This window comes from Citrobacter sp. Cpo142 (genome assembly GCF_030332425.1).
GTDB classification, from domain to species: domain Bacteria; phylum Pseudomonadota; class Gammaproteobacteria; order Enterobacterales; family Enterobacteriaceae; genus Citrobacter; species Citrobacter portucalensis.
Map to the genome: position 1 here is coordinate 51,537 of NZ_JAOWHW010000094.1, position 22,836 is coordinate 74,372.

A 22,836-nucleotide genomic window follows, 5' to 3' on the forward strand; every position below is an offset into this window, starting at 1 on the left:
TGTAGAATACTTGCCAGATAATTATACAATTCATCAATATTTTGGTTCAGGAGAACATGACCGATGCGGGCGATTCTGGGATGGTTACTACCAGCAGTCATGCTGCCGTTGACCGCGTATGCGCAGGAAGCGACAGTGAAAGAGATTCATGATGCACCGACAGTTCGTGGCAGTATTATCGCCAATATGCTGCAGGAACATGACAACCCTTTCACGCTTTATCCTTATGACACCAACTATCTTATCTACACCAATACCAGCGACATGAACAAAGAGGCGATCAGCAGTTATAGCTGGTCCGAAAATGCGCGCAAAGATGAGGTTAAGTTTCAGTTAAGCCTGGCGTTTCCGCTCTGGCGCGGGATATTAGGCCCAAACTCGGTACTTGGCGGTTCCTATACCCAGAAGTCCTGGTGGCAGCTTTCGAACAGTGAAGAGTCTTCACCGTTTCGCGAAACCAACTACGAACCGCAATTGTTCCTCGGTTTCGCCACAGACTATCGCTTTGCCGGTTGGACGCTTCGTGATGTCGAAATGGGTTATAACCATGACTCCAACGGCCGATCCGATCCCACTTCACGTAGCTGGAACCGTCTTTATACCCGTCTGATGGCTGAAAATGGTAACTGGCTGGTGGAAGTTAAGCCGTGGTACGTGATTGGTAGCACCGACGATAACCCTGATATCACTAAATACATGGGCTACTATCAGCTGAAAATGGGGTATCACTTGGGTGACGCGGTTATCAGCGTGAAAGGCCAGTACAACTGGAATACCGGCTACGGCGGCGCAGAGCTGGGGGCCAGTTACCCCATCACGAAGCATGTGCGTCTATACACTCAGGTCTACAGTGGTTACGGCGAATCGCTGATTGACTACAACTTCAATCAGACGCGTGTTGGTGTGGGCGTGATGCTCAACGATATCTTCTGATAAGTATTGAGAGTATTTTAATCATTGCAGTTTCTCTCTCAGGCGCTGAAAATAGCGCCTGTTTTTATTTCGGGCGAATGGGGTTAATGTGGCGCAGGCGGAAGTGTTGAATCTGGAAATGGGCGCTAAACAGGTTTTGCAGGAAACCTTTGGCTACCAACAGTTTCGCCCCGGTCAGGAAGAAATCATTGATACCGTGCTCTCTGGTCGCGACTGCCTGGTCGTTATGCCGACCGGCGGCGGTAAATCCCTGTGCTATCAAATTCCCGCATTATTGCTAAACGGACTCACCGTTGTTGTTTCCCCGCTGATTTCCCTGATGAAAGATCAGGTCGATCAACTGCTGGCCAACGGCGTGGCGGCGGCGTGCCTGAATTCTACTCAAAGTCGTGAACAGCAGCTTGAGGTGATGGCGGGCTGTCGCAGCGGGCAGATTCGCTTACTGTATATTGCGCCCGAACGCCTGATGCTGGATAACTTCCTTGAGCATCTGGCGCACTGGAATCCGGTACTGCTGGCGGTTGATGAAGCGCACTGTATTTCGCAGTGGGGGCATGATTTCCGCCCCGAGTACGCTGCGCTGGGCCAGTTACGTCAGCGTTTCCCAACCCTGCCGTTTGTGGCGCTGACCGCGACCGCGGATGAGACAACCCGGCTGGACATTGTGCGTCTGCTGGGACTGAACGATCCGTTAATTCAGATCAGCAGCTTTGACCGCCCGAACATTCGCTACATGCTGATGGAGAAGTTTAAGCCGCTCGATCAGCTGATGCGCTACGTGCAAGAGCAGCGCGGTAAGTCTGGCATTATCTATTGTAACAGTCGCGCCAAAGTCGAAGACACCGCCGCGCGTCTGCAAAGCCGTGGCATCAGCGCCGGGGCTTATCATGCCGGGCTGGAAAATGCCGTACGCGCCGAGGTGCAGGAGAAATTCCAGCGTGATGACCTACAAATCGTAGTGGCGACCGTGGCGTTCGGTATGGGGATCAACAAACCTAACGTACGCTTCGTGGTGCATTTCGATATTCCGCGTAACATCGAATCCTATTACCAGGAAACCGGCCGCGCCGGGCGTGATGGCCTGCCGGCGGAAGCGATGCTGTTTTACGATCCGGCTGATATGGCATGGCTACGCCGTTGCCTCGAAGAGAAACCCGCCGGGCAACTGCTGGATATCGAACGTCATAAGCTCAATGCGATGGGGGCGTTTGCCGAGGCGCAGACCTGTCGTCGTCTGGTGTTGCTGAACTATTTTGGCGAAGGGCGCCAGGAGCCGTGTGGCAACTGCGATATCTGTCTCGACCCGCCAAAACAGTACGACGGACTTATGGATGCGCGCAAAGCGCTGTCGACGATTTACCGTGTTAACCAACGCTTCGGCATGGGATACGTCGTGGAAGTGCTGCGCGGAGCGAATAACCAGCGTATTCGCGAACTGGCTCATGACAAACTGCCGGTCTATGGCATTGGTCGCGAGCAAAGCCACGAACACTGGGTGAGCGTTATTCGCCAGCTTATTCACCTGGGCCTGGTGACGCAGAATATTGCTCATCACTCCGCGTTACAGCTAACCGAAGCCGCGCGTCCGGTGTTGCGCGGTGACGTTGCGTTACAGCTTGCTGTACCGCGTATTGTGGCGCTGAAACCGCGTGCGATGCAGAAATCCTTCGGTGGTAACTACGACCGCAAACTGTTCGCCAAATTGCGTAAGCTGCGTAAAGCCATTGCCGACGAAGAGAACATTCCGCCGTACGTGGTGTTCAACGACGCCACGCTGATTGAAATGGCGGAGCAGATGCCGGTTTCACCGAGTGAAATGCTAAGCGTCAACGGTGTGGGGATGCGTAAACTTGAGCGTTTCGGTAAAGAGTTTATGGCGCTTATTCGCGCACACGTTGATGGTGACGACGAAGAGTAGTCAGCCGGGCAAAAAAGTGCCAGGATGGTGACTCACTGAACTATTCCCCCGCGAGTCATTTATGTTAACGCTATTTTTCACCGTTGCGTTGGTGCATATCGTTGCGCTGATGAGCCCCGGTCCCGATTTCTTTTTTGTTTCTCAAACTGCGGTTAGCCGTTCGCGCAAAGAAGCTATGATGGGCGTGCTGGGCATTACCTGCGGCGTCATGGTCTGGGCTGGCGTGGCACTGCTCGGCCTGCATCTGATTATCGAAAAAATGGCCTGGCTGCATACCATTATTATGGTCGGCGGGGGGCTGTATCTGTGCTGGATGGGTTATCAGATGCTGCGCGGCGCGTTTAAAAAACAGGATGTTGCAGCGCCCACTCCGCAGGTGGAGCTGGCGCAGAGCGGACGCAGCTTTTTGAAAGGTCTGCTGACCAACCTGGCGAACCCTAAAGCCATTATCTATTTTGGCTCCGTATTCTCATTGTTCGTTGGCGACAACGTGGGCACGGGCGCGCGCTGGGGGATCTTTGCCCTGATCATCGTGGAAACACTGGCGTGGTTTACCGTGGTCGCCAGCCTGTTTGCACTTCCGAAAATGCGTCGTGGCTATCAGCGTCTGGCGAAGTGGATTGATGGTTTTGCCGGCGCGCTGTTCGCAGGCTTCGGTATCCATCTGATTATTTCGCGCTAAGTTTGTTGCCCGCCTGGGAGTCCCAGGCGGTATGCGGCTTATTGCGCAAGCTTCTGTAGCTCATCCTTCGAAAGGCCGGTCATTTCCATAATCGCGTCGGTATCAAGACCTCGCTTGAGCATCGCTTTTGCTACATCAGTAAGGGCAATGCGCCTCCCTTCTTCACGGCCTATCTGCTTTAGTTGATCCGCCATTGTCATCAGTTTTTCTCCATGCTGCGGCACCCGCTGTGCCAGCTTATACAATAATGTCTGAACATCTTGTGTATTCCCTGCTTGCACCATGTAGTTTACCAGCACGGTTATTTGTTGTCCGCTCATCTTCTCCAGCATAAACAGGCGGGTAAGTTTATCCAGCAACTGCGCCATGTCGCGCTGGCGAATGTGTTTTTGTACTAATGTCAGCGCTGCCATACTACGATGCTGCATGATCTCATCATCTGGAATAACCGTCACATCCACCAACGGAAATGGTGTGCTGTAAAGTTGAAGGGCGGTTCCAGAATCCTCAAAGTGATCCAGCCAGTTCATTGAGCCTTGCCATGGGCTTTGCTTGCCATGGTAAAAGAGAACAGGAATAACCAGCGGCAGAGTGTCGTTTCCCGCCTCAAGATGACGTTGCATCGCTGCGATAGCGTAGCGCATCAGACGAAATGACATATGCTTGTCCGGTGAGCTTTGATGCTCAATGAGCACGTGTACATAGCCATGCCCGCTGGTGGTTTCCAGTGAGTAGAGAATATCGCTGAAATAGGGACGCAGATCGTCCTCCACAAAACTGCCTGATTCCAGACGGAGCGTATCCAGTTTGCAGATTTTGATCAGCGAGGGCGGAAGATGAAGTTCGATAAAGTCCCGCGCAGTTTCCACGCGGGAGAGGAAGGTCTTAAATACTGCGTCATGTGGTGTTGTTGCTTCCGCCATCGTTAATCATCCGAGAAAGGTGAATGTGGCGGCATTCTGACATTAGCAATTAACGTCTAACAGTGCAGAATATAAGGCTTTTCTCCCTTTGCGGCAAAGTACGGAAAGTCATGTTCAGGCGCTCATACTGTTAGCATTTCTTTGCGAGAGCCGTTCCATTTGCTAGGCATGCCTTGCCGATGCCAGCAGGGCGCCTATCAGCATAAATAGCGAGCCAAACACTTTGTTGAGCGCCTTCATTTGCTTTGGCCCTTTAATCCAGCCTGCAATGCGCGTTGCCAACGTCGCGTAACCGATCATCACAATGATATCGACCACGATGGTTGTGACGCCAAGCACCACGTACTGCATCAACTGCGGTTCCTGCGGCAGGATGAACTGCGGGAACAGAGCGGCAAGAAAAACTATGCTCTTGGGATTGGTCAGATTAACAAAGACCGCGCGTTTGAACAGCCGACTGCGCGATTGCGTATTTGCCATAGTGTTCAGATCGATAGCACCCGCCGCGCGCCATTGCTGAATACCCAGCCAAATCAGATAGGCCGCTCCCGCCCACTTCAGCACCTCAAATGCGATCACCGAACGTGAAAATAGCGTTCCCAGTCCTACGCCAACCAGAACGATATGAATACCCAACCCGGTCTGCAAACCCGCAATCGACGCGCTGGCACCGTGATATCCGTGGCTGATGGCGGTGGTCATGGTATTGATTGCGCCAGAGCCTGGGGACAAGCTCAAAATAATAGAGGTCAGCAGGTAGGCGAACCACCATTCAAAGGTCATGAGAAACTCCCGGATTGTCTATTTTTATGCCACAATACGCTACTGCCGTTAGGTTGTGTCAGTGACGGCGAAAAAAACGATTTTACTTGGTCAGCGAGGCTGGATACCCGATGTTTCAGCAGCAAAAAGACTGGGAAACAAGAGAAAACGCGTTTGCTGCTTTTTCCATGGGGCCACTGACAGATTTCTGGCGTCAGCGGGAAGAAGCGGAATTTACGGGCGTGGATGATATTCCCGTACATTTTGTTCGTTTTCATGCAGAAAAAAACGATCGCGTCATCGTCGTCTGTCCTGGGCGCATTGAAAGTTACGTGAAATACGCTGAACTGGCGTATGACCTGTTTCATTCTGGTTTTGACGTTCTCATTATCGATCACCGTGGCCAGGGGCGTTCCGGGCGTATGCTTTCGGATCCGCACCGCGGTCATGTCGATAACTTTAATGATTATGTCGACGATCTAACCGCCTTCTGGCAGCAGGAAGTGCTACCCGGTCCGTGGAGAAAACGCTATATCCTGGCGCATTCTATGGGCGGTGCGATTGCCACATTGTTCCTGCAGCACCACCCGAATCAGTGTGATGCTATCGCGCTTTGTGCGCCGATGTTTGGTATTGTGATGCGCTTTCCCGACTGGATGGTACGCCATATTCTGGACTGGGCTGAAGGGCATCCGCGGATCCGCGAAGGCTATGCGATGGGAACCGGGCGCTGGCGGGCGCTGCCATTCGGTATGAATGCGTTAACGCATAGTCGACAGCGCTATCGGCGCAATCTGCGCTTCTATGCGGATGAGCCGCGACTGCGCGTTGGCGGCCCCACCTACCACTGGGTTCGTGAAGGTATTCTGGCAGGCGAACAGGTTCTGGCCGGAGCAGGAGACGACGCGACGCCGACGCTGCTGATTCAGGCTGAAGAAGAGCGGGTGGTAGATAACCGCATGCACGATCGTTTTTGTGAACTCCGCGCCGCAGCAGGCCATCCTGTAGAAGGGGGTCAGCCGCTTGTCATCAAAGGCGCGTACCATGAGATCCTTTTTGAAAAGGACGCAATGCGCTCAGTCGCGCTTAACGCTATTGTCGAATTTTTCGACAAGCATAACTCATCCAGCGGAACCCGCTTTGCCTAGAGGTTGAATTTTCTTATGTATCAGGTTGTTGCGTCTGATTTAGACGGTACGCTGCTTTCTCCCGACCATACTTTGTCCCCTTATGCCAAAGAGACGCTGAAGTTATTGACCGCTCGTGGCGTTAACTTCGTGTTTGCGACAGGCCGTCATCATGTTGATGTGGGGCAAATTCGCGATAACCTCGGCATTAAAACCTACATGATCACGTCTAACGGCGCGCGCGTGCATGATTCTGACGGGAATCTGGTGTTTTCCCATAACCTGGATCGCGATATTGCCAGCGACCTGTTTGGCGTAGTGAATGCAAACCCGGACATCGTGACCAACGTTTATCGCGATGATGAGTGGTTTATGAATCGCCATCGTCCGGACGAAATGCGTTTCTTCAAAGAAGCGGTGTTTAACTATTCACTGTTTGAACCTGCATTACTGGAGCCTGAGGGCGTCAGCAAAGTGTTCTTCACCACCGACTCTCACGAAAGGCTACTGCCGCTGGAGCAGGCGATTAACGCCCGCTGGGGCGATCGCGTTAACGTCAGCTTCTCTACGCTTACCTGTCTGGAAGTCATGGCTGGCGGCGTATCGAAAGGTCATGCGCTGGAAGCGGTAGCAAAAGCGATGGGCTACAGCCTGAAAGACTGCATCGCCTTTGGCGACGGGATGAACGATGCGGAAATGCTCTCCATGGCAGGTAAAGGCTGCATCATGGGCAACGCCCACCAGCGCCTGAAGGATCTGCACCCGGAACTGGAAGTCATTGGTCTTAATGCCGACGATGCCGTGCCACACTATCTGCGTGAACTGTTTTTGCAGTAACCTTCTGTTTGTTAGTTGACCAGTTGTCAACTAAAAACTTCGCTACAATGGGTGTACCTTTTGTTAAGAGACATCCATTGTGGCGTTACTCATCATTACCACAATTCTGTGGGCCTTTTCCTTTAGCCTGTTTGGCGAGTACCTTGCCGGTCATGTCGATAGCTATTTTGCGGTGCTGGTGCGCGTTGGGCTGGCTGCGCTGGTGTTCCTGCCGTTTCTACGTACTCGTGGGCACAGCGTAAAAACGATCGGGCTGTATATGCTGGTGGGTGCCATGCAGCTTGGCATTATGTACATGCTGAGTTTTCACGCCTATCTGTACCTGACGGTTTCAGAACTGCTGCTCTTTACCGTGCTGACGCCGCTCTACATTACGCTGATTTATGATCTGATGAGCGGACGTCGTCTGCGCTGGAGTTACGCCTTTAGTGCGTTACTGGCGGTGATTGGTGCGGGGATCATTCGTTACGATCAGGTGACCAGCCACTTCTGGACCGGTCTGCTGCTGGTGCAGTTGTCCAATATCAGCTTTGCCATTGGTATGGTGGGCTATAAACGTCTGATGGAGACGCGGCCAATGCCGCAGCACAACGCCTTTGCCTGGTTTTATATGGGCGCCTTTATGGTGGCTGTCGTGGCCTGGTTCATGCTGGGCAATGCGCAGAAAATGCCTGCAACCACGCTACAGTGGGGAATTCTGGTCTTTCTTGGCGTGGCGGCGTCCGGCATTGGTTACTTTATGTGGAACTACGGTGCGACCCAGGTGGATGCGGGCACGCTGGGCATCATGAACAATATGCATGTCCCTGCCGGACTGTTGGTTAACCTGGCTATCTGGCATCAACAACCTCACTGGCCAAGCTTCATCATTGGTGCGGCTGTGATAGTGGCTTCACTGTGGGTACATCGAAAGTGGGTCGTTCCGCACTCCGTACAAACGGCAGGTGATCGCAGGCGTGATTCCGCGCTGAGCGAATAAACGCTTCTGTGACCGGCTGTCGCTGCTCGCCATCACGCACGGCGGCGTACAGTCGGCTCCACAATCCATCACCCAGGGTTTTGGTCACTACCAGGCCCTGGCGTTCAAAACTCTCCACCACCCAGTGCGGTAACGCCGCGATACCCATTCTGGCTGCAACCATCTGAATCAGCAGCAAGGTGTTATCCACGCTTTTCAGCGACGGACTAACGCCTGCAGGTTGCAGGAAATGCCGCCATACATCCAGTCGACTCCGTTGCACCGGGTAAATGAGCAGCGTCTCGCTGGCCAAATCTTCTGGCGTGATTTGCGTTTTGCTAGCCAACGGATGGTCAGGCGCCAGTACCAGGCGGACTTCAAAATCGAACATCGGCGAGTAGTGCAATCCGCTGCGCGGCAAGATGTCGGAGGTTAACACCAGATCCAGCTCATCCTGCTGTAGCGCTGGTTGCGGATCGAACGTCACGCCGGATTTAAAGTCCATCTCCACCTGCGGCCAGTTAGCACGAAAATTCTCCAGCGCGGGCGTCAGCCATTGAATACAACTGTGACATTCAATCGCGATTCGCAACCTGGTTTGCTGCGGTTCGTTGCAGGCCTGCAGCGCACGACCAATTTGCGGCAACACCTGACTGGCTAACTGCAGCAGGATTTCTCCCTGCGGCGTAAAGCGCAGAGGCTGGCTTTTACGGATAAAAAGTCGAAAGCCAAGGCGCTGCTCCAGATCGCTGAACTGGTGAGAAAGGGCGGATTGGGTCTGATGCAACGTCGCCGCAGCGGCTGCCAGAGAACCACTATTCCGCAACGCCTGGAGCGTTTTCAGGTGTTTAATCTCGATCATGAAAGTCCTTCACTTCGGCATGAATAAATTGCGCTTGAGGAATATACAGTAACCGCCAATTATGGATGTGTAAACATCTGGACGTCCAAAACTCGTCATATTTCGGCTTGCAGATGCGTTGGCTTCCTCGCTTGCCCCAGTCACTTACTTCAGTAAGCTCCTGGGGATGCGCTGTGTCGCCGCCTTCCTGCAAACCGAACTATTTAGAGTTTTTGCTTCAGATTCAATAAAATAAGAGAGGAAGAAAAATGACAATATTGAATCACACCCTCGGTTTCCCTCGCGTTGGCCTGCGTCGCGAGTTGAAGAAAGCGCAAGAAAGCTACTGGGCGGGAAATTCTTCCCGTGAAGATTTGCTGACCGTTGGCCGCGAGCTGCGTGCCCGCCACTGGGATCAGCAGAAGCAGGCGGGCGTTGACCTGCTGCCGGTGGGTGATTTTGCCTGGTACGATCACGTGCTGACTACTAGCCTGCTGCTCGGCAACGTTCCGGCTCGCCATCAAAATAAAGACGGCTCGGTCGATATCGATACCTTATTCCGCATTGGCCGTGGCCGCGCACCAACGGGTGAACCCGCGGCGGCGGCAGAAATGACCAAATGGTTTAACACCAACTATCATTACATGGTGCCAGAGTTCACTAAAGGTCAGCAGTTCAAACTGACCTGGACCCAACTGCTGGATGATGTGGACGAAGCGCTGGCGCTCGGTCACAAAGTGAAGCCTGTGTTGCTGGGGCCGGTAACCTACCTGTGGTTGGGTAAAGTGAAAGGCGAGCAGTTTGACCGTCTGAGCCTGTTGAACGACATTCTGCCGGTTTACCAGCAGGTGCTGGCCGAGCTGGCGAAACGCGGTATTGAGTGGGTGCAGATTGACGAACCCGCTCTGGTGCTGGAATTGCCGCAAGCGTGGCTGGAGGCCTTCAAACCAGCTTATGACGCGCTGACGGGTCAGGTGAAGCTGCTGCTGACCACCTACTTCGAAGGCGTAACGCCAAACCTGGATACCATTACCGCCCTGCCGGTGCAGGGACTGCACGTTGACTTCGTGCACGGCAAAGATGATGCAGCCGAGTTGCATAAACGTCTGCCTGCCGACTGGCTGCTGTCAGCGGGGCTGGTGAACGGCCGCAACGTCTGGCGTGCCGATCTCAGCGAAAAATACGCACAAATCAAAGATATCGTCGGGAAACGTAACCTGTGGGTGGCTTCTTCCTGCTCCCTGCTGCACAGCCCAATCGATCTCAGTGTTGAAACCCGCCTTGATGCAGAAGTGAAGAGCTGGTTTGCCTTCGCCCTGCAAAAATGCGGCGAGCTGGCGCTGCTGCGCGATGCGTTGAATAGCGGTGATACGGCGGCAATTGCCGAGTGGAGCGCACCGATTCAGGCTCGTCGTCACTCTACCCGCGTACACAACGCCGCAGTGGAAAAACGTCTGGCGGCAATCACCGCCCAGGACAGCCAGCGCGCTAACGCTTACCCGGTTCGCGCCGAGGCGCAACGTGCCCGCTTTAATCTGCCGGCATGGCCGACTACGACTATCGGTTCATTCCCGCAAACCACAGAAATTCGCGGCCTGCGCCTGGACTTCAAAAAGGGCAACCTGGATGCTGGTAACTATCGCACCGGAATTGCGGAACATATCAAACAGGCGATTGTTGAACAGGAACGTCTGGGTCTCGACGTGCTGGTACACGGTGAAGCCGAGCGTAATGACATGGTCGAATACTTTGGTGAGCACCTGGACGGTTTCGTCTTTACCCAGAACGGTTGGGTGCAGAGCTACGGCTCTCGCTGCGTGAAGCCGCCGGTGGTGATTGGCGACGTCAGCCGCCCGGAAGCGATCACCGTGGAGTGGGCGAAATATGCCCAGTCGCTGACCGACAAACCGGTAAAAGGCATGCTGACCGGTCCGGTGACCATTCTCTGCTGGTCATTCCCGCGTGAAGACGTGACGCGTAAAACCATCGCGAAGCAGATTGCGCTGGCGCTGCGTGATGAAGTGGCGGATCTGGAAGCGGCGGGTATCGGCATCATCCAGATTGATGAACCGGCACTGCGCGAAGGTCTGCCGCTGCGTCGCAGCGACTGGGCGGCGTATCTGGAGTGGGGCGTGGAAGCCTTCCGCATTAACGCGGCGGTAGCGAAGGATGAAACCCAGATCCACACCCACATGTGTTATTGCGAGTTCAACGACATCATGGACTCCATTGCGGCGCTGGATGCGGACGTGATTACCATTGAAACCTCGCGCTCTGATATGGAGTTGCTGGAATCGTTTGAAGAGTTCGACTATCCGAACGAAATCGGGCCGGGCGTATACGATATTCACTCGCCGAACGTCCCGAGCGTGGAGTGGATTGAAGCCCTGTTGAAGAAAGCCGAGCTGCGCATTCCAGCAGAACGTCTGTGGGTGAACCCGGACTGCGGCCTGAAAACCCGCGGCTGGCCGGAAACCCGTGCCGCGCTGGCGAACATGGTCAAAGCGGCGCAGAATTTGCGTCAGGCGTAATTCGGTGCCCGGGGAAGCGCTGGCGCTTACCCGGGTTACAGGAAATCGCAATAGTTGTAGGCCTGGTCAGGCGTCGCTGCCACCGGGCAATTAACGTTTATTTCTTCCCACCGTATTGCACGAACCACTCCAGCATTCTCTGCCAACCGTCTTTCGCGGACTCTTCGTGATAGCTCGGGCGATAATCGGCGTTGAACGCATGTCCGGCATCGGGATAGACCACGATTTCCGCTTTAGCATTGGCGGCGCGCAGTGCCTGGCGCATTGTTTCAACGGTATCTTGCGGAATGCTGGTGTCCTGGCCGCCATAAAGCCCCAAAACGGGGGCGTTAAGATCGGTTGCGATATCAACGGGATGTTTTGGCGAGTTGAGGGTTTTATCACCCACCAGTTTGCCATACCACGCCACGGCCGCTTTTAACTGCGGATTATGTGCGGCATACAGCCAGGTGATGCGCCCACCCCAGCAAAATCCGGTGATCATCAACTGGTGCGCATCTCCTCCGTTGCGGGAGGCCCAGCTAGCGACGTGGTCCAGATCGGCCAGTACCTGAGAGTCGGGCACTTTGGCGACAAGGCCACTAAGCAGCGTAGGGATATCGGCAAAGTCATTGGGATCGCCTTCGCGAAAATAGAGTTCTGGTGCGATAGCCAGATACCCTTCCAGAGCCAGACGACGGCAAACGTCACGAATGTGTTCATGAATACCAAATATCTCCTGCACGACAATGACTACGGGCAGCAGGCCATCAGTCTGTTTTGGTCGTGCGTGATACGCTGGCATATCATCGCCTTGTGAAGGTATGGACGTTACCCCGGCGATAATTGCATTATCCGGGGTGTGAACCGTGGTAGACGTCGGTGGAGATACAGCAGGTGCAAAGCCAGATTGTCGTGTTGTCATGGTATTCTCCGTACCCTTAAATATTCAGCCAAAAAGCGCATTGTTAACTATAGACACATGCAACGAACCACATTGCCTTAAACGGGCTATCTTTTGTGCAGGGCTTCCTTACATCACATCATTTATGTGACATGCATCACTTTTTGATGGTAATTGAATGCAATTTATTTACATCATAGTGATGACTGTCACGAAAATATGTTTATGCCTTCGGTAAAGTGTGTTTTTGCTTCTTCTGACAAAACCGATTCACAGAGGAGTTTTTATGTCTAAGTCTGATGTTTTTCATCTCGGCCTCACTAAGAACGATTTACAAGGGGCTACGCTTGCTATCGTCCCTGGCGACCCGGAGCGTGTGGAAAAGATCGCCGCGCTGATGGATAAGCCGGTTAAGCTGGCATCTCATCGCGAGTTCACCACCTGGCGTGCTGAGCTGGATGGTAAAGCCGTGATCGTTTGCTCTACCGGTATCGGCGGCCCATCCACCTCTATTGCCGTAGAAGAACTGGCACAGCTGGGCATTCGTACCTTCCTGCGTATCGGTACGACTGGTGCTATCCAGCCGCATATCAACGTAGGTGATGTACTGGTTACCACGGCATCTGTTCGTCTGGACGGTGCAAGCCTGCACTTCGCGCCAATGGAATTCCCGGCCGTTGCGGACTTCGAGTGCACCACCGCGCTGGTGGAAGCGGCGAAATCTATCGGCGCCACTACTCACGTGGGCGTTACCGCATCTTCTGACACCTTCTACCCAGGCCAGGAGCGTTATGACACCTTCTCTGGTCGCGTCGTGAGCCGTTTCAAAGGCTCAATGGAAGAGTGGCAGTCTATGGGCGTCATGAACTACGAAATGGAATCTGCTACGCTGCTGACCATGTGCGCAAGCCAGGGTCTGCGTGCCGGTATGGTCGCAGGTGTTATCGTGAACCGTACTCAGCAAGAGATCCCTAATGCGGAAACGATGAAACAAACGGAAAGTCACGCGGTGAAAATCGTGGTTGAAGCCGCGCGTCGTTTACTGTAATTCCCCCTTCTATTCAAAAAGGCCGACGCGTTCGGCCTTTTTATTTTGCGTAGTGCCTCGCAGGAAATTCCTTTTAAACTGGACGTTTATACAGCACAATTCTATTTTGTGCGGGTAAGTCGTTGCTGTAAGGGGGCGTTGTGGATATTTCAATTATGATGAGTGCCGTGTTGGCGTTAGCCGCAGGGCTACTGGTAGGGTGGCTGGCGACAAAAGCACGCGCCGATCAAATCCGTGCCGACCTCATCGAAGAGCGACGTGAACTGGATATTGCGCTAAGCGCCGCTCGCCAGCAGCTCTCGCAGGAAGCTCACTGGCGTGATGAGTGCGAACTACTCAATAACGAATTACGCAGTCTGAACAGTATCAACACCTCTCTGGAAGCCGATCTCCGTGAAGTCACTACCCGGCTGGAAGCAACCCAACAGCATGCGGAAGATAAAATCCGCCAGATGATCAACAGCGAACAGCGTCTGAGCGAACAGTTTGAAAATCTGGCGAATCGTATTTTTGAGCACAGCAACCGCCGTGTTGATGAGCAAAATCGCCAAAGTCTGAACAGCCTGCTTGCGCCGCTTCGTGAACAACTGGACGGTTTTCGTCGCCAAGTTCAGGATAGCTTTGGTAAAGAGGCGCAAGAACGCCATACCCTGGCACACGAAATTCGTAATCTCCAGCAACTGAATGCGCAGATGGCGCAGGAAGCGGTAAACCTGACGCGGGCATTAAAAGGCGATAACAAAACGCAGGGTAACTGGGGAGAGGTTGTACTCACGCGGGTACTCGAAGCCTCTGGTCTGCGTGAAGGTTATGAATATGAAACCCAGGTTAGCATCGAAAACGACGCCCGTTCGCGAATGCAGCCTGATGTCATCGTTCGGCTACCGCAGGGTAAAGATGTGGTGATCGATGCGAAAATGACGCTGGTCGCCTATGAGCGCTATTTTAACGCAGAAGATGAATACACCCGCGAAAGTGCATTGCAGGAGCACATCGCCTCGGTGCGCAACCATATTCGACTACTGGGTCGCAAAGATTATCAGCAGCTTCCTGGGCTGCGTACGCTTGACTATGTGTTGATGTTTATCCCCGTTGAGCCCGCTTTTTTGCTGGCGCTCGACAGACAGCCCGAACTGATTACCGAAGCGCTTAGAAATAACATTATGCTGGTGAGCCCTACCACGCTGTTGGTGGCATTGCGCACGATCGCCAACCTGTGGCGCTACGAGCATCAGAGTCGTAATGCGCAACAAATTGCCGATCGGGCCAGCAAACTTTATGACAAGATGCGGTTGTTTGTGGATGATATGTCGGCAATAGGCCAAAGCCTGGACAAAGCCCAGGACAACTACCGACAGGCGATGAAAAAACTCTCTTCCGGTCGTGGAAACGTCCTGTCGCAGGCAGAAGCGTTTCGTAGTTTAGGCGTGGAAATTAAGCGCGAGATTAATCCTGAGCTGGCTGAACAAGCTACTACACAGGATGAAGAATACCGCTTGCGCTCGGTCCCTGAGACGCAACAAGATGCGTCTTACCCCGAGGATGAAGCGATAAATCAGCAATCAAACTAGTCCATTTGGGGTAGTTGAACCCGGTAGAAGGGTAGGGCAAATTGGCCCAATCTGTTACACTTCTCGAACATTTTTTGGATGAGCAGGCACTGAGATGGTGGATAATTCACAAGAAACGACGCACTTTGGCTTTCAGACCGTCGCTAAAGAGCAGAAAGCTGACATGGTGGCCCACGTTTTTCATTCTGTGGCGTCTAAATATGACGTTATGAATGACTTAATGTCATTTGGCATTCATCGTTTGTGGAAGCGCTTCACCATTGATTGCAGTGGCGTGCGTCGCGGGCAAACCGTTCTCGATTTAGCAGGCGGTACCGGCGATCTGACGGCGAAATTCTCTCGCATGGTTGGTGAAACCGGCAAAGTTGTGCTGGCGGATATCAATGACTCAATGCTCAAAATGGGTCGCGAAAAGCTGCGTAATATTGGCGTGGTAGGTAACGTTGAGTACGTTCAGGCGAATGCGGAAGCATTACCTTTCCCTGACAACACGTTTGACTGCATCACCATCTCTTTCGGTCTGCGCAACGTAACGGATAAAGACAAAGCATTGCGCTCCATGTACCGCGTATTGAAGCCGGGCGGACGTCTACTGGTGCTGGAATTCTCCAAACCCATCATCGAACCGTTGAGCAAAGCCTACGACGCATACTCTTTCCATGTTCTGCCGCGCATAGGTTCAATGGTAGCAAGCGATGCGGACAGCTACCGTTATTTGGCGGAGTCCATCCGTATGCATCCCGATCAGGACACCTTAAAAGCAATGATGCAAGATGCCGGGTTCGAAAGCGTTGATTACTACAACCTGACAGCAGGTGTCGTTGCGCTGCATCGTGGTTACAAGTTCTGACAGGAGAGTGGGGATGCCTTTAAAACCCTTAGTAACCGCAGGCGTTGAAAATCTGCTCAACACCTTTCTGTACCGTTCTCCTGCGCTGAAGTCAGCCAGAACGCGTTTACAAGGGAAGGTGCTGCGTGTTGATCTCAAAGGATTTTCAACACCGTTAGTCCTGGTGTTTAGCGAGCGCCAGGTCGATGTGCTGGGGGCATGGGAAGGCGAAGCCGATTGCACCGTAATCACATATGCCAGTGTGTTACCGAAATTGCGTGACCGACAGCAACTCACCACGCTTATCCGCAGCGGTGAGCTGGAAGTCCAGGGCGATATCCAGGTAGTACAGAACTTTGTTGCGCTGGCCGATCTGGCGGAGTTGGATCCTGCAGAACTGTTAGCACCCTATACCGGCGATATCGTCGCAGAAGGGGTCAGCAAAGTCTTGCGTGGTGGAGCGAAGTTCCTGTGCCATAACTTTCAGCGCCAGCAGCGCTATGTCGCCGAAGCGATCACCGAAGAGTGGCGCATGGCTCCTGGTCCACTAGAGGTTGCATGGTTTGCTGAAGAAACGGCAGCCGTTGAGCGCGCGGTTGAATCTCTGGCCAAACGGCTGGAAAAACTGGAGGCCAAATGACGCCAGGTGAAGTACGGCGCCTTTATTTCATCATTCGCACTTTTTTAAGCTACGGTCTTGATGAACTCATCCCCAAAATGCGAATCACGCTGCCGCTTCGGTTGTGGCGTTACTCGTTGTTCTGGATGCCCAACCGACATAAAGATAAACCGCTGGGAGAAAGGCTGAGACTGGCTTTACAGGAACTCGGCCCGGTGTGGATCAAGTTTGGGCAAATGCTCTCTACCCGTCGTGACCTTTTCCCTCCGCACATCGCCGATCAGCTTGCGCTATTGCAGGATCGGGTTGCCCCGTTCGATGGGCTTAGAGCGAAAAAACAAATCGAAGAGGCTATGGGCGGGCTGCCCGTCGAGGAATGGTTTGATGATTTTGAGATCACGCCGCTGGCATCTGCGTCTGTTGCTCAGGTCCACACTGCGCGGTTGAAATCGAATGGCAAAGAGGTGGTGATCAAAGTTATTCGCCCGGACATACTTCCGGTCATCAAAGCGGATTTAAAACTGATCTACCGCCTGGCTCGTTGGGTTCCTCGTCTGCTGCCAGATGGGCGTCGCCTGCGACCAACAGAAGTCGTCCGTGAATATGAAAAAACGTTGATCGATGAACTGAATCTGCTGCGCGAATCGGCGAACGCCATTCAGCTACGACGTAATTTTGAAGATAGTCCGATGCTGTACATCCCGGAAGTGTATTCCGACTATTGCAGTCAGAACATGATGGTGATGGAGCGCATTTACGGCATCCCGGTTTCAGATGTCACCACGCTTGAGAAGAACGGCACCAATATGAAATTGTTGGCCGAGCGTGGTGTTCAGGTCTTCTTTACTCAGGTATTCCGCGACAGCTTTTTCCATGCGGATATGCACCCCGGGAACATTTTTGTCAGTTATGAGCACCCTGAAAACCCGAAATACATTGGTATTGATTGTGGGATTGTGGGCTCTTTAAACAAAGAAGATAAGCGTTACCTGGCTGAAAACTTCATTGCGTTCTTTAACCGCGATTACCGCAAAGTTGCTGAACTGCACGTGGATTCTGGTTGGGTTCCGCCGGATACCAACGTAGAAGAGTTTGAATTTGCCATTCGTACCGTGTGCGAGCCGATTTTTGAAAAACCGCTGGCGGAGATTTCCTTTGGTCACGTGCTGCTGAATCTGTTCAACACTGCGCGCCGCTTCAATATGGAAGTTCAGCCTCAACTGGTATTGCTCCAGAAGACGCTGCTGTACGTAGAAGGTGTCGGACGACAACTCTACCCGCAGTTAGATTTGTGGAAAACGGCTAAGCCATTCCTCGAATCCTGGATTAAAGATCAGGTCGGTATTCCGGCGCTCGTTAGGGCATTTAAAGAAAAAGCACCGTTCTGGGTCGAAAAAATGCCAGAAATACCTGAACTGGTGTATGACAGTTTGCGCCAGGGCAAATATTTACAGCACAGTGTTGATAAGATTGCCCGCGAGCTTCACGCGAATCATGTACGCCAGGGACAATCCCGTTATTTATTGGGCATTGGCGCAACATTGTTGCTAAGTGGAACATTCCTGCTGGTAAGCCGCCCTGAGTGGGGGCTTATGCCGGGCTGGTTAATGGCGGGAGGCGTCATAGCCTGGTTGATCGGCTGGCGCAAAATGCGCTGAATTTTTCATCGCCCAAGGCAGGTCGTGTAACGTATACTACGGCCTTATTAATTCATCATCTATGACAGAGGAACATGTATGGGTGGTATCAGTATTTGGCAGTTGTTGATCATTGCCGTCATCGTTGTACTGCTATTTGGCACCAAGAAACTCGGCTCCATCGGTTCCGATCTTGGCGCGTCGATCAAAGGCTTCAAAAAAGCGATGGGTGATGATGAGCCTAAGCAAGATAAAACCAGCCAGGACGCTGATTTTACTGCTAAATCCATCACCGATAAGCAGGGTGAAGTGAAAAAGGAAGACGCCAAAAGCCAAGATAAAGAGCAGGTATAATCCGTGTTTGATATCGGTTTTAGCGAACTGTTATTGGTGTTCGTGATCGGCCTCATTGTTCTGGGGCCGCAACGATTACCTGTAGCGGTAAAAACGGTTGCTGGCTGGGTTCGCGCTTTGCGTTCCCTTGCAACTACTGTTCAGAATGAACTGACCCAGGAGCTTAAGCTTCAGGAGTTTCAGGACAGCCTGAAGAAAGTAGAGAAAGCGAGCCTGACAAATCTGACCCCGGAGCTGAAAGCGTCAATGGATGAGCTGCGTGAGGCTGCGGAATCGATGAAGCGTTCTTACAGTGTGCACGATCCTGAGAAAGCGAGCGATGAAGCGCACACTATCCATAATCCGGTGGTGAAAGACGGTGAAGCGCAGCGAGAAGGGGTCACCCCTGCCGCCGCTGAAAACCAGGCCAGTTCGCCGGAGCAAAAACCGGAATCCGCGGGTGCTAAAACGCCAGAGCAGACGGAAAACACTTCCGCCACGTTGATGGATGCAGAAAAGAAAGCTGCCGCACCTGTTGTCGAATCCTCCCCCTCGTCGAGTGATAAACCGTAAACATGGCTGTAGAAGATACCCAACCGCTCATTACGCATCTTATCGAGCTGCGTAAGCGACTCCTGAACTGCATTATTGCGGTTATCGTGATCTTTCTGGCGTTGGTTTACTTTGCCAACGACATTTACCATATGGTTGCGGCGCCGCTGATTAAACAGATGCCGCAGGGTGCAACGATGATCGCCACCGATGTGGCCTCGCCGTTCTTTACCCCAATAAAGTTGACCTTCATGGTGTCGCTGATCCTGTCAGCGCCAGTGATCCTCTACCAGGTGTGGGCATTTATTGCGCCTGCTTTGTATAAACATGAACGTCGACTGGTTGTGCCGCTGCTGGTTTCCAGTTCGTTGTTGTTCTACATCGGCATGGCATTCGCCTATTTTGTCGTCTTTCCGTTGGCGTTTGGTTTTCTGGCCAACACGGCTCCGCAAGGCGTGCAGGTATCGACGGACATTGCCAGCTATCTCAGTTTCGTAATGGCGCTGTTTATGGCTTTCGGTGTCTCTTTTGAGGTCCCTGTCGCCATTGTGCTGCTATGCTGGATGGGCATTACAACACCTGAAGATTTACGTAAGAAACGACCTTACGTTGTGGTGGGAGCATTCGTCGTCGGGATGTTACTGACTCCGCCAGATGTCTTCTCGCAAACGTTGTTGGCGATACCGATGTACTGTCTGTTTGAAGTGGGCGTTTTCTTCTCTCGTTTCTATGTCGGTAAGCGACGTACGCGAGATGAGGACAACGAGGCTGAAGAAGCAAAAGAAGCCGAAGCCACCGAGAAAACAGAAGAGTAAATTCAACCGCCCGTCAGGGCGGTTGTCATATGGGAGGTAGCATGTTTGATATTGGCGTTAATTTAACCAGTTCACAATTTGCGAAAGACAGGGATGATGTTGTGGCGCGCGCCTTTGCTGCGGGCGTAAACGGTATGCTTCTGACCGGAACAAACCTGCACGAAAGCCAGCAGGCGCTGAAGTTGGCGCAACATTATCCACATTGCTGGTCCACGGCTGGCGTGCACCCGCATGACAGTAGCCAATGGCAATCCTCAACGGAAGACGAGATTATCGCGCTGGCAAACCAGTCTGAGGTGGTCGCTATTGGCGAGTGCGGTCTGGATTTCAATCGCAATTTCTCCACGCCGCAGGAGCAGGAACGTGCTTTTGAGGCACAACTGCGCATTGCCGCTGAACTGCAGATGCCGATTTTCATGCATTGTCGGGATGCCCATGAGCGTTTTCTGACGTTGCTGGAGCCGTGGCTGGATAGCCTCCCGGGCGCGGTGCTGCACTGTTTTACCGGAACGCGGCAGGAGATGCAGGACTGTGTGGACCGAGGGCTTTATATTGGTATTACCGGCTGGGTCTGTGATGAGCGTCGGGGGATGGAACTGCGGGAACTGCTGCCGTTTATTCCGGTAGAAAGACTACTGATCGAAACTGATGCGCCTTACCTACTTCCTCGCGACTTAACGCCTAAACCGACGTCACGGCGCAATGAACCGGCGCACCTGCCACATATTCTTGAGCGTATTGCCCACTGGCGCGGAGAAGATCCTCAATGGCTGTCAGCAACCATTGATGCTAACGTCAGAACGCTGTTCGAAGTGACCTTCTAAACGGCTTAAATTTTTCGAAAGCCGGTATTTTTCACGCTCTGCTTAACCTCTTTATTCAACAGGTTAAGCAGTAGCATGGAACGCGCTTCGCCATCCGGTTCGGTGAAGATCGCTTTTAGCCCCTCAAACGCCCCTTCAGTAATAATCACGCTGTCCCCTGGCTGAGGAGTTTGCGGGTCAACAATTCCTTCAGGCTTGTAGATAGAAAGCTGGTGAATAACGGGAGAAGGGACGGTCGCAGGCGTCGCTCCAAAACGGACGAAATGGCTGACACCACGCGTGGCATTGATAGTGGTGGTGTGGATCACTTCCGGGTCGAACTCGACAAACATGTAATTAGGGAATAGTGGTTCACTGACTGTGGTACGTTTACCGCGCACTATTTTTTCCAGGGTGATCATAGGCGTCAGACAGTTCACCGCCTGTCTTTCCAGGTGTTCCTGGGCTCGCTGAAGTTGCCCACGTTTGCAGTACAGTAAATACCAGGATTGCATAATAACTCTTATCCGCATGTTCTGAGCGCCAGCATAGCAAAAGCCATGCGTTAAGTTAATTATACCCGCCTCAACGCAGGCTGAAACCCAATGGGTATATACGCCCGGGGCTTATATGTATCGCCAGAGTTCACGCTAATTTAACAAAAATACAGCATCACAATGATGAACGCCGTATAATGAAGCGCTTACGAAGAGGCCACAATGGACGCCATGAAATATCACGATTTACGCGACTTCCTGACGCTGCTTGAACAGCAGGGCGAGCTCAAACGCATTTCGCTTGAGGTGGATCCCCACCTGGAAATTACTGAAATTGCCGATCGCACCCTGCGTGCCGGTGGGCCTGTGTTGCTGTTTGAGAATCCGAAAGGCTATTCAATGCCGGTGCTGTGTAACCTGTTTGGCACACCAAAGCGTGTTGCGATGGGGATGGGACAAGAAGATGTCTCGGCGCTACGAGAAGTCGGTAAACTGTTGGCGTTTTTGAAAGAGCCAGAGCCACCGAAAGGATTCCGCGATCTGTTTGATAAGCTGCCGCAGTTTAAGCAGGTGTTGAACATGCCGACTAAGCGGTTGCGCGGTGCACCTTGTCAGCAAAAAATCTACTCGGGCGATGACGTTGATTTAAACCGCATTCCGATTATGACCTGCTGGCCGGAAGATGCCGCGCCGCTGATTACCTGGGGGCTCACCGTAACGCGTGGTCCGCATAAAGAGCGGCAGAATCTGGGCATCTATCGTCAGCAGCTGATTGGCAAAAACAAGCTCATTATGCGCTGGCTGTCCCATCGCGGCGGCGCGCTTGATTACCAGGAATGGTGCGCAGCGCATCCGGGCGAACGCTTCCCGGTTTCTGTGGCGTTAGGAGCCGATCCTGCGACCATTCTGGGGGCCGTGACGCCGGTTCCTGATACATTATCCGAGTACGCATTTGCCGGGCTGTTGCGCGGAACCAAGACCGAAGTAGTTAAATGTATTTCCAACGACCTGGAAGTGCCTGCCAGTGCAGAAATCGTGCTGGAAGGGTACATTGAACCGGGCGAGCTGGCTCCGGAAGGGCCGTATGGCGATCATACCGGCTACTACAACGAAGTAGATAGCTTCCCGGTCTTTACCGTCACGCACATTACCCAGCGTGAAGATGCAATTTATCACTCTACCTATACCGGACGCCCGCCAGATGAACCCGCGGTGCTCGGCGTGGCGCTGAACGAAGTCTTCGTGCCGATTCTGCAAAAGCAGTTCCCGGAAATCGTCGATTTTTATCTACCTCCGGAAGGCTGTTCATATCGCCTGGCCGTCGTGACGATGAAAAAACAGTACGCTGGCCATGCCAAACGCGTCATGATGGGTGTTTGGTCGTTTTTGCGTCAGTTTATGTACACCAAATTTGTTATTGTTTGCGATGATGACGTCAACGCACGTGACTGGAATGATGTGATTTGGGCAATTACTACCCGTATGGATCCGGCCCGGGATACGGTACTGGTAGAGAATACGCCAATTGATTACCTGGACTTTGCCTCGCCGGTTTCCGGCCTTGGTTCAAAAATGGGGCTGGATGCCACAAATAAATGGCCGGGCGAAACCCAACGTGAATGGGGACGTCCGATTAAAAAAGATCCTGAAGTGACTGCGCGCATTGACGCAATTTGGGATGAACTGGCCATCTTTAATGACGGCAAAAGCGCCTGAGGCGCGATCGTTTTGCCTATT

The 22,836-nt window shown here is 52.8% G+C and carries 22 protein-coding genes; 17 read left to right on the forward strand and 5 right to left on the reverse strand.

Annotated features, from left to right (window positions below):
- The first annotated feature begins 63 nt into the window (after positions 1-63).
- From pldA to rhtC, 3 genes are all read left to right on the forward strand, one after another.
- Entirely contained in the window at positions 64-933 is an 870-nt protein-coding gene (pldA, locus tag OGY18_RS04965; protein ID WP_149282085.1) for a phospholipase A, read from the forward strand.
- Between the two features lie 88 nt (positions 934-1,021).
- Positions 1,022-2,851, forward strand: coding sequence for an ATP-dependent DNA helicase RecQ (recQ, locus tag OGY18_RS04970; RefSeq protein WP_008787089.1), 1,830 nt, complete (start codon positions 1,022-1,024; stop codon positions 2,849-2,851).
- A 61-nt stretch (positions 2,852-2,912) separates the two neighbouring features.
- On the forward strand, positions 2,913-3,533 hold the full coding sequence (gene rhtC, locus OGY18_RS04975) for a threonine export protein RhtC (RefSeq protein ID WP_003828942.1): 621 nt from the start codon (positions 2,913-2,915) through the stop codon (positions 3,531-3,533).
- Between the two features lie 38 nt (positions 3,534-3,571).
- Here the strand turns inward: rhtC and OGY18_RS04980 are convergent, their stop codons facing one another.
- Together OGY18_RS04980 and rhtB are read right to left on the reverse strand one after the other, a co-directional pair.
- On the reverse strand, positions 3,572-4,456 hold the full coding sequence (locus OGY18_RS04980) for an Rpn family recombination-promoting nuclease/putative transposase (protein WP_057067471.1): 885 nt from the start codon (positions 4,454-4,456) through the stop codon (positions 3,572-3,574).
- 162 nt (positions 4,457-4,618) lie between these two features.
- Positions 4,619-5,239: a homoserine/homoserine lactone efflux protein gene (rhtB, locus tag OGY18_RS04985; protein ID WP_149282087.1), complete on the reverse strand. Its 621-nt coding sequence runs from the start codon at positions 5,237-5,239 to the stop codon at positions 4,619-4,621.
- A gap of 110 nt (positions 5,240-5,349) precedes the next feature.
- Here rhtB and pldB point away from each other — a divergent pair, with 110 nt between their 5' ends.
- From pldB to OGY18_RS05000, 3 genes are all read left to right on the forward strand, one after another.
- The gene (gene pldB / locus OGY18_RS04990; protein WP_286552083.1) at positions 5,350-6,366 is read left to right on the forward strand and encodes a lysophospholipase L2; all 1,017 of its coding nucleotides are present in this window, start codon (positions 5,350-5,352) and stop codon (positions 6,364-6,366) included.
- Between the two features lie 15 nt (positions 6,367-6,381).
- Positions 6,382-7,182, forward strand: coding sequence for a sugar/pyridoxal phosphate phosphatase YigL (gene yigL, locus OGY18_RS04995; RefSeq protein ID WP_008787091.1), 801 nt, complete (start codon positions 6,382-6,384; stop codon positions 7,180-7,182).
- Positions 7,183-7,261: 79 nt separating this feature from the next.
- On the forward strand, positions 7,262-8,161 hold the full coding sequence (locus OGY18_RS05000) for a carboxylate/amino acid/amine transporter (protein ID WP_003828930.1): 900 nt from the start codon (positions 7,262-7,264) through the stop codon (positions 8,159-8,161).
- Here OGY18_RS05000 and metR read toward each other — a convergent pair.
- Positions 8,049-9,002 carry an HTH-type transcriptional regulator MetR gene (gene metR / locus OGY18_RS05005; protein ID WP_003828928.1) on the reverse strand — a complete coding sequence of 318 codons (954 nt, stop codon included), beginning with the start codon at positions 9,000-9,002 and terminating at the stop codon, positions 8,049-8,051. The genes OGY18_RS05000 and metR overlap by 113 nt on opposite strands.
- Positions 9,003-9,250: 248 nt before the next feature.
- On the opposite strand from metR, the gene metE reads away from it, so the two are divergent.
- Entirely contained in the window at positions 9,251-11,512 is a 2,262-nt protein-coding gene (gene metE, locus OGY18_RS05010; RefSeq protein WP_286552086.1) for a 5-methyltetrahydropteroyltriglutamate--homocysteine S-methyltransferase, read from the forward strand.
- Positions 11,513-11,609: 97 nt separating this feature from the next.
- On the opposite strand, the gene OGY18_RS05015 is transcribed toward metE, so the two are convergent.
- Positions 11,610-12,416 (reverse strand): dienelactone hydrolase family protein, encoded by an 807-nt coding sequence (locus OGY18_RS05015; protein ID WP_003828924.1) that lies wholly within the window; start codon positions 12,414-12,416, stop codon positions 11,610-11,612.
- Between the two features lie 265 nt (positions 12,417-12,681).
- Between OGY18_RS05015 and udp the strand changes: the two genes are divergently transcribed.
- From udp to tatD, 9 genes are all read left to right on the forward strand, one after another.
- Entirely contained in the window at positions 12,682-13,443 is a 762-nt protein-coding gene (gene udp, locus OGY18_RS05020) for a uridine phosphorylase (RefSeq protein ID WP_003828923.1), read from the forward strand.
- Positions 13,444-13,583: 140 nt separating this feature from the next.
- Positions 13,584-15,014 carry a DNA recombination protein RmuC gene (gene rmuC / locus OGY18_RS05025; protein ID WP_191235891.1) on the forward strand — a complete coding sequence of 477 codons (1,431 nt, stop codon included), beginning with the start codon at positions 13,584-13,586 and terminating at the stop codon, positions 15,012-15,014.
- Positions 15,015-15,108: 94 nt separating this feature from the next.
- Entirely contained in the window at positions 15,109-15,864 is a 756-nt protein-coding gene (ubiE, locus tag OGY18_RS05030) for a bifunctional demethylmenaquinone methyltransferase/2-methoxy-6-polyprenyl-1,4-benzoquinol methylase UbiE (protein WP_003017897.1), read from the forward strand.
- A 13-nt stretch (positions 15,865-15,877) separates the two neighbouring features.
- Positions 15,878-16,483, forward strand: a complete 606-nt coding sequence (ubiJ, locus tag OGY18_RS05035; RefSeq protein WP_003828918.1) for a ubiquinone biosynthesis protein UbiJ — start codon at positions 15,878-15,880, stop codon at positions 16,481-16,483.
- Positions 16,480-18,120, forward strand: a complete 1,641-nt coding sequence (gene ubiB / locus OGY18_RS05040) for a ubiquinone biosynthesis regulatory protein kinase UbiB (RefSeq protein ID WP_003828916.1) — start codon at positions 16,480-16,482, stop codon at positions 18,118-18,120. The genes ubiJ and ubiB overlap by 4 nt, the downstream gene beginning before the upstream one ends.
- A 78-nt stretch (positions 18,121-18,198) precedes the next feature.
- Complete coding sequence (gene tatA / locus OGY18_RS05045) at positions 18,199-18,453, forward strand: Sec-independent protein translocase subunit TatA (RefSeq protein ID WP_003017888.1); 255 nt, start codon at positions 18,199-18,201, stop codon at positions 18,451-18,453.
- Positions 18,454-18,456: 3 nt separating this feature from the next.
- Entirely contained in the window at positions 18,457-19,005 is a 549-nt protein-coding gene (gene tatB, locus OGY18_RS05050) for a Sec-independent protein translocase protein TatB (protein ID WP_003828913.1), read from the forward strand.
- 2 nt (positions 19,006-19,007) lie between these two features.
- Positions 19,008-19,799 carry a Sec-independent protein translocase subunit TatC gene (gene tatC / locus OGY18_RS05055; protein ID WP_003828911.1) on the forward strand — a complete coding sequence of 264 codons (792 nt, stop codon included), beginning with the start codon at positions 19,008-19,010 and terminating at the stop codon, positions 19,797-19,799.
- A gap of 41 nt (positions 19,800-19,840) precedes the next feature.
- Entirely contained in the window at positions 19,841-20,623 is a 783-nt protein-coding gene (gene tatD / locus OGY18_RS05060; RefSeq protein WP_003841237.1) for a 3'-5' ssDNA/RNA exonuclease TatD, read from the forward strand.
- 5 nt (positions 20,624-20,628) lie between these two features.
- On the opposite strand, the gene rfaH is transcribed toward tatD, so the two are convergent.
- The gene (gene rfaH, locus OGY18_RS05065; RefSeq protein ID WP_003017881.1) at positions 20,629-21,117 is read right to left on the reverse strand and encodes a transcription/translation regulatory transformer protein RfaH; all 489 of its coding nucleotides are present in this window, start codon (positions 21,115-21,117) and stop codon (positions 20,629-20,631) included.
- Between the two features lie 204 nt (positions 21,118-21,321).
- On the opposite strand from rfaH, the gene ubiD reads away from it, so the two are divergent.
- Positions 21,322-22,815, forward strand: a complete 1,494-nt coding sequence (gene ubiD / locus OGY18_RS05070) for a 4-hydroxy-3-polyprenylbenzoate decarboxylase (RefSeq protein ID WP_286552091.1) — start codon at positions 21,322-21,324, stop codon at positions 22,813-22,815.
- Positions 22,816-22,836 lie beyond the last annotated feature (21 nt).

Excerpts from the sequence above, each read along its gene's own strand:
- ubiJ (WP_003828918.1), top strand. The coding sequence starts at position 15,878 with ATGCCTTTAAAACCCTTAGTAACCGCAGGCGTTGAAAATCTGCTCAAC.
- OGY18_RS04980 (WP_057067471.1), bottom strand. The coding sequence starts at position 4,456 with ATGGCGGAAGCAACAACACCACATGACGCAGTATTTAAGACCTTCCTC.
- pldA (WP_149282085.1), top strand. The coding sequence starts at position 64 with ATGCGGGCGATTCTGGGATGGTTACTACCAGCAGTCATGCTGCCGTTG.
- pldB (WP_286552083.1), top strand. The coding sequence starts at position 5,350 with ATGTTTCAGCAGCAAAAAGACTGGGAAACAAGAGAAAACGCGTTTGCT.
- metR (WP_003828928.1), bottom strand. The coding sequence starts at position 9,002 with ATGATCGAGATTAAACACCTGAAAACGCTCCAGGCGTTGCGGAATAGT.
- udp (WP_003828923.1), top strand. The coding sequence starts at position 12,682 with ATGTCTAAGTCTGATGTTTTTCATCTCGGCCTCACTAAGAACGATTTA.
- tatD (WP_003841237.1), top strand. The coding sequence starts at position 19,841 with ATGTTTGATATTGGCGTTAATTTAACCAGTTCACAATTTGCGAAAGAC.
- yigL (WP_008787091.1), top strand. The coding sequence starts at position 6,382 with ATGTATCAGGTTGTTGCGTCTGATTTAGACGGTACGCTGCTTTCTCCC.
- metE (WP_286552086.1), top strand. The coding sequence starts at position 9,251 with ATGACAATATTGAATCACACCCTCGGTTTCCCTCGCGTTGGCCTGCGT.
- tatA (WP_003017888.1), top strand. The coding sequence starts at position 18,199 with ATGGGTGGTATCAGTATTTGGCAGTTGTTGATCATTGCCGTCATCGTT.
- OGY18_RS05015 (WP_003828924.1), bottom strand. The coding sequence starts at position 12,416 with ATGACAACACGACAATCTGGCTTTGCACCTGCTGTATCTCCACCGACG.
- ubiD (WP_286552091.1), top strand. The coding sequence starts at position 21,322 with ATGGACGCCATGAAATATCACGATTTACGCGACTTCCTGACGCTGCTT.
- ubiB (WP_003828916.1), top strand. The coding sequence starts at position 16,480 with ATGACGCCAGGTGAAGTACGGCGCCTTTATTTCATCATTCGCACTTTT.
- rhtB (WP_149282087.1), bottom strand. The coding sequence starts at position 5,239 with ATGACCTTTGAATGGTGGTTCGCCTACCTGCTGACCTCTATTATTTTG.
- rfaH (WP_003017881.1), bottom strand. The coding sequence starts at position 21,117 with ATGCAATCCTGGTATTTACTGTACTGCAAACGTGGGCAACTTCAGCGA.
- rhtC (WP_003828942.1), top strand. The coding sequence starts at position 2,913 with ATGTTAACGCTATTTTTCACCGTTGCGTTGGTGCATATCGTTGCGCTG.
- ubiE (WP_003017897.1), top strand. The coding sequence starts at position 15,109 with ATGGTGGATAATTCACAAGAAACGACGCACTTTGGCTTTCAGACCGTC.
- tatC (WP_003828911.1), top strand. The coding sequence starts at position 19,008 with ATGGCTGTAGAAGATACCCAACCGCTCATTACGCATCTTATCGAGCTG.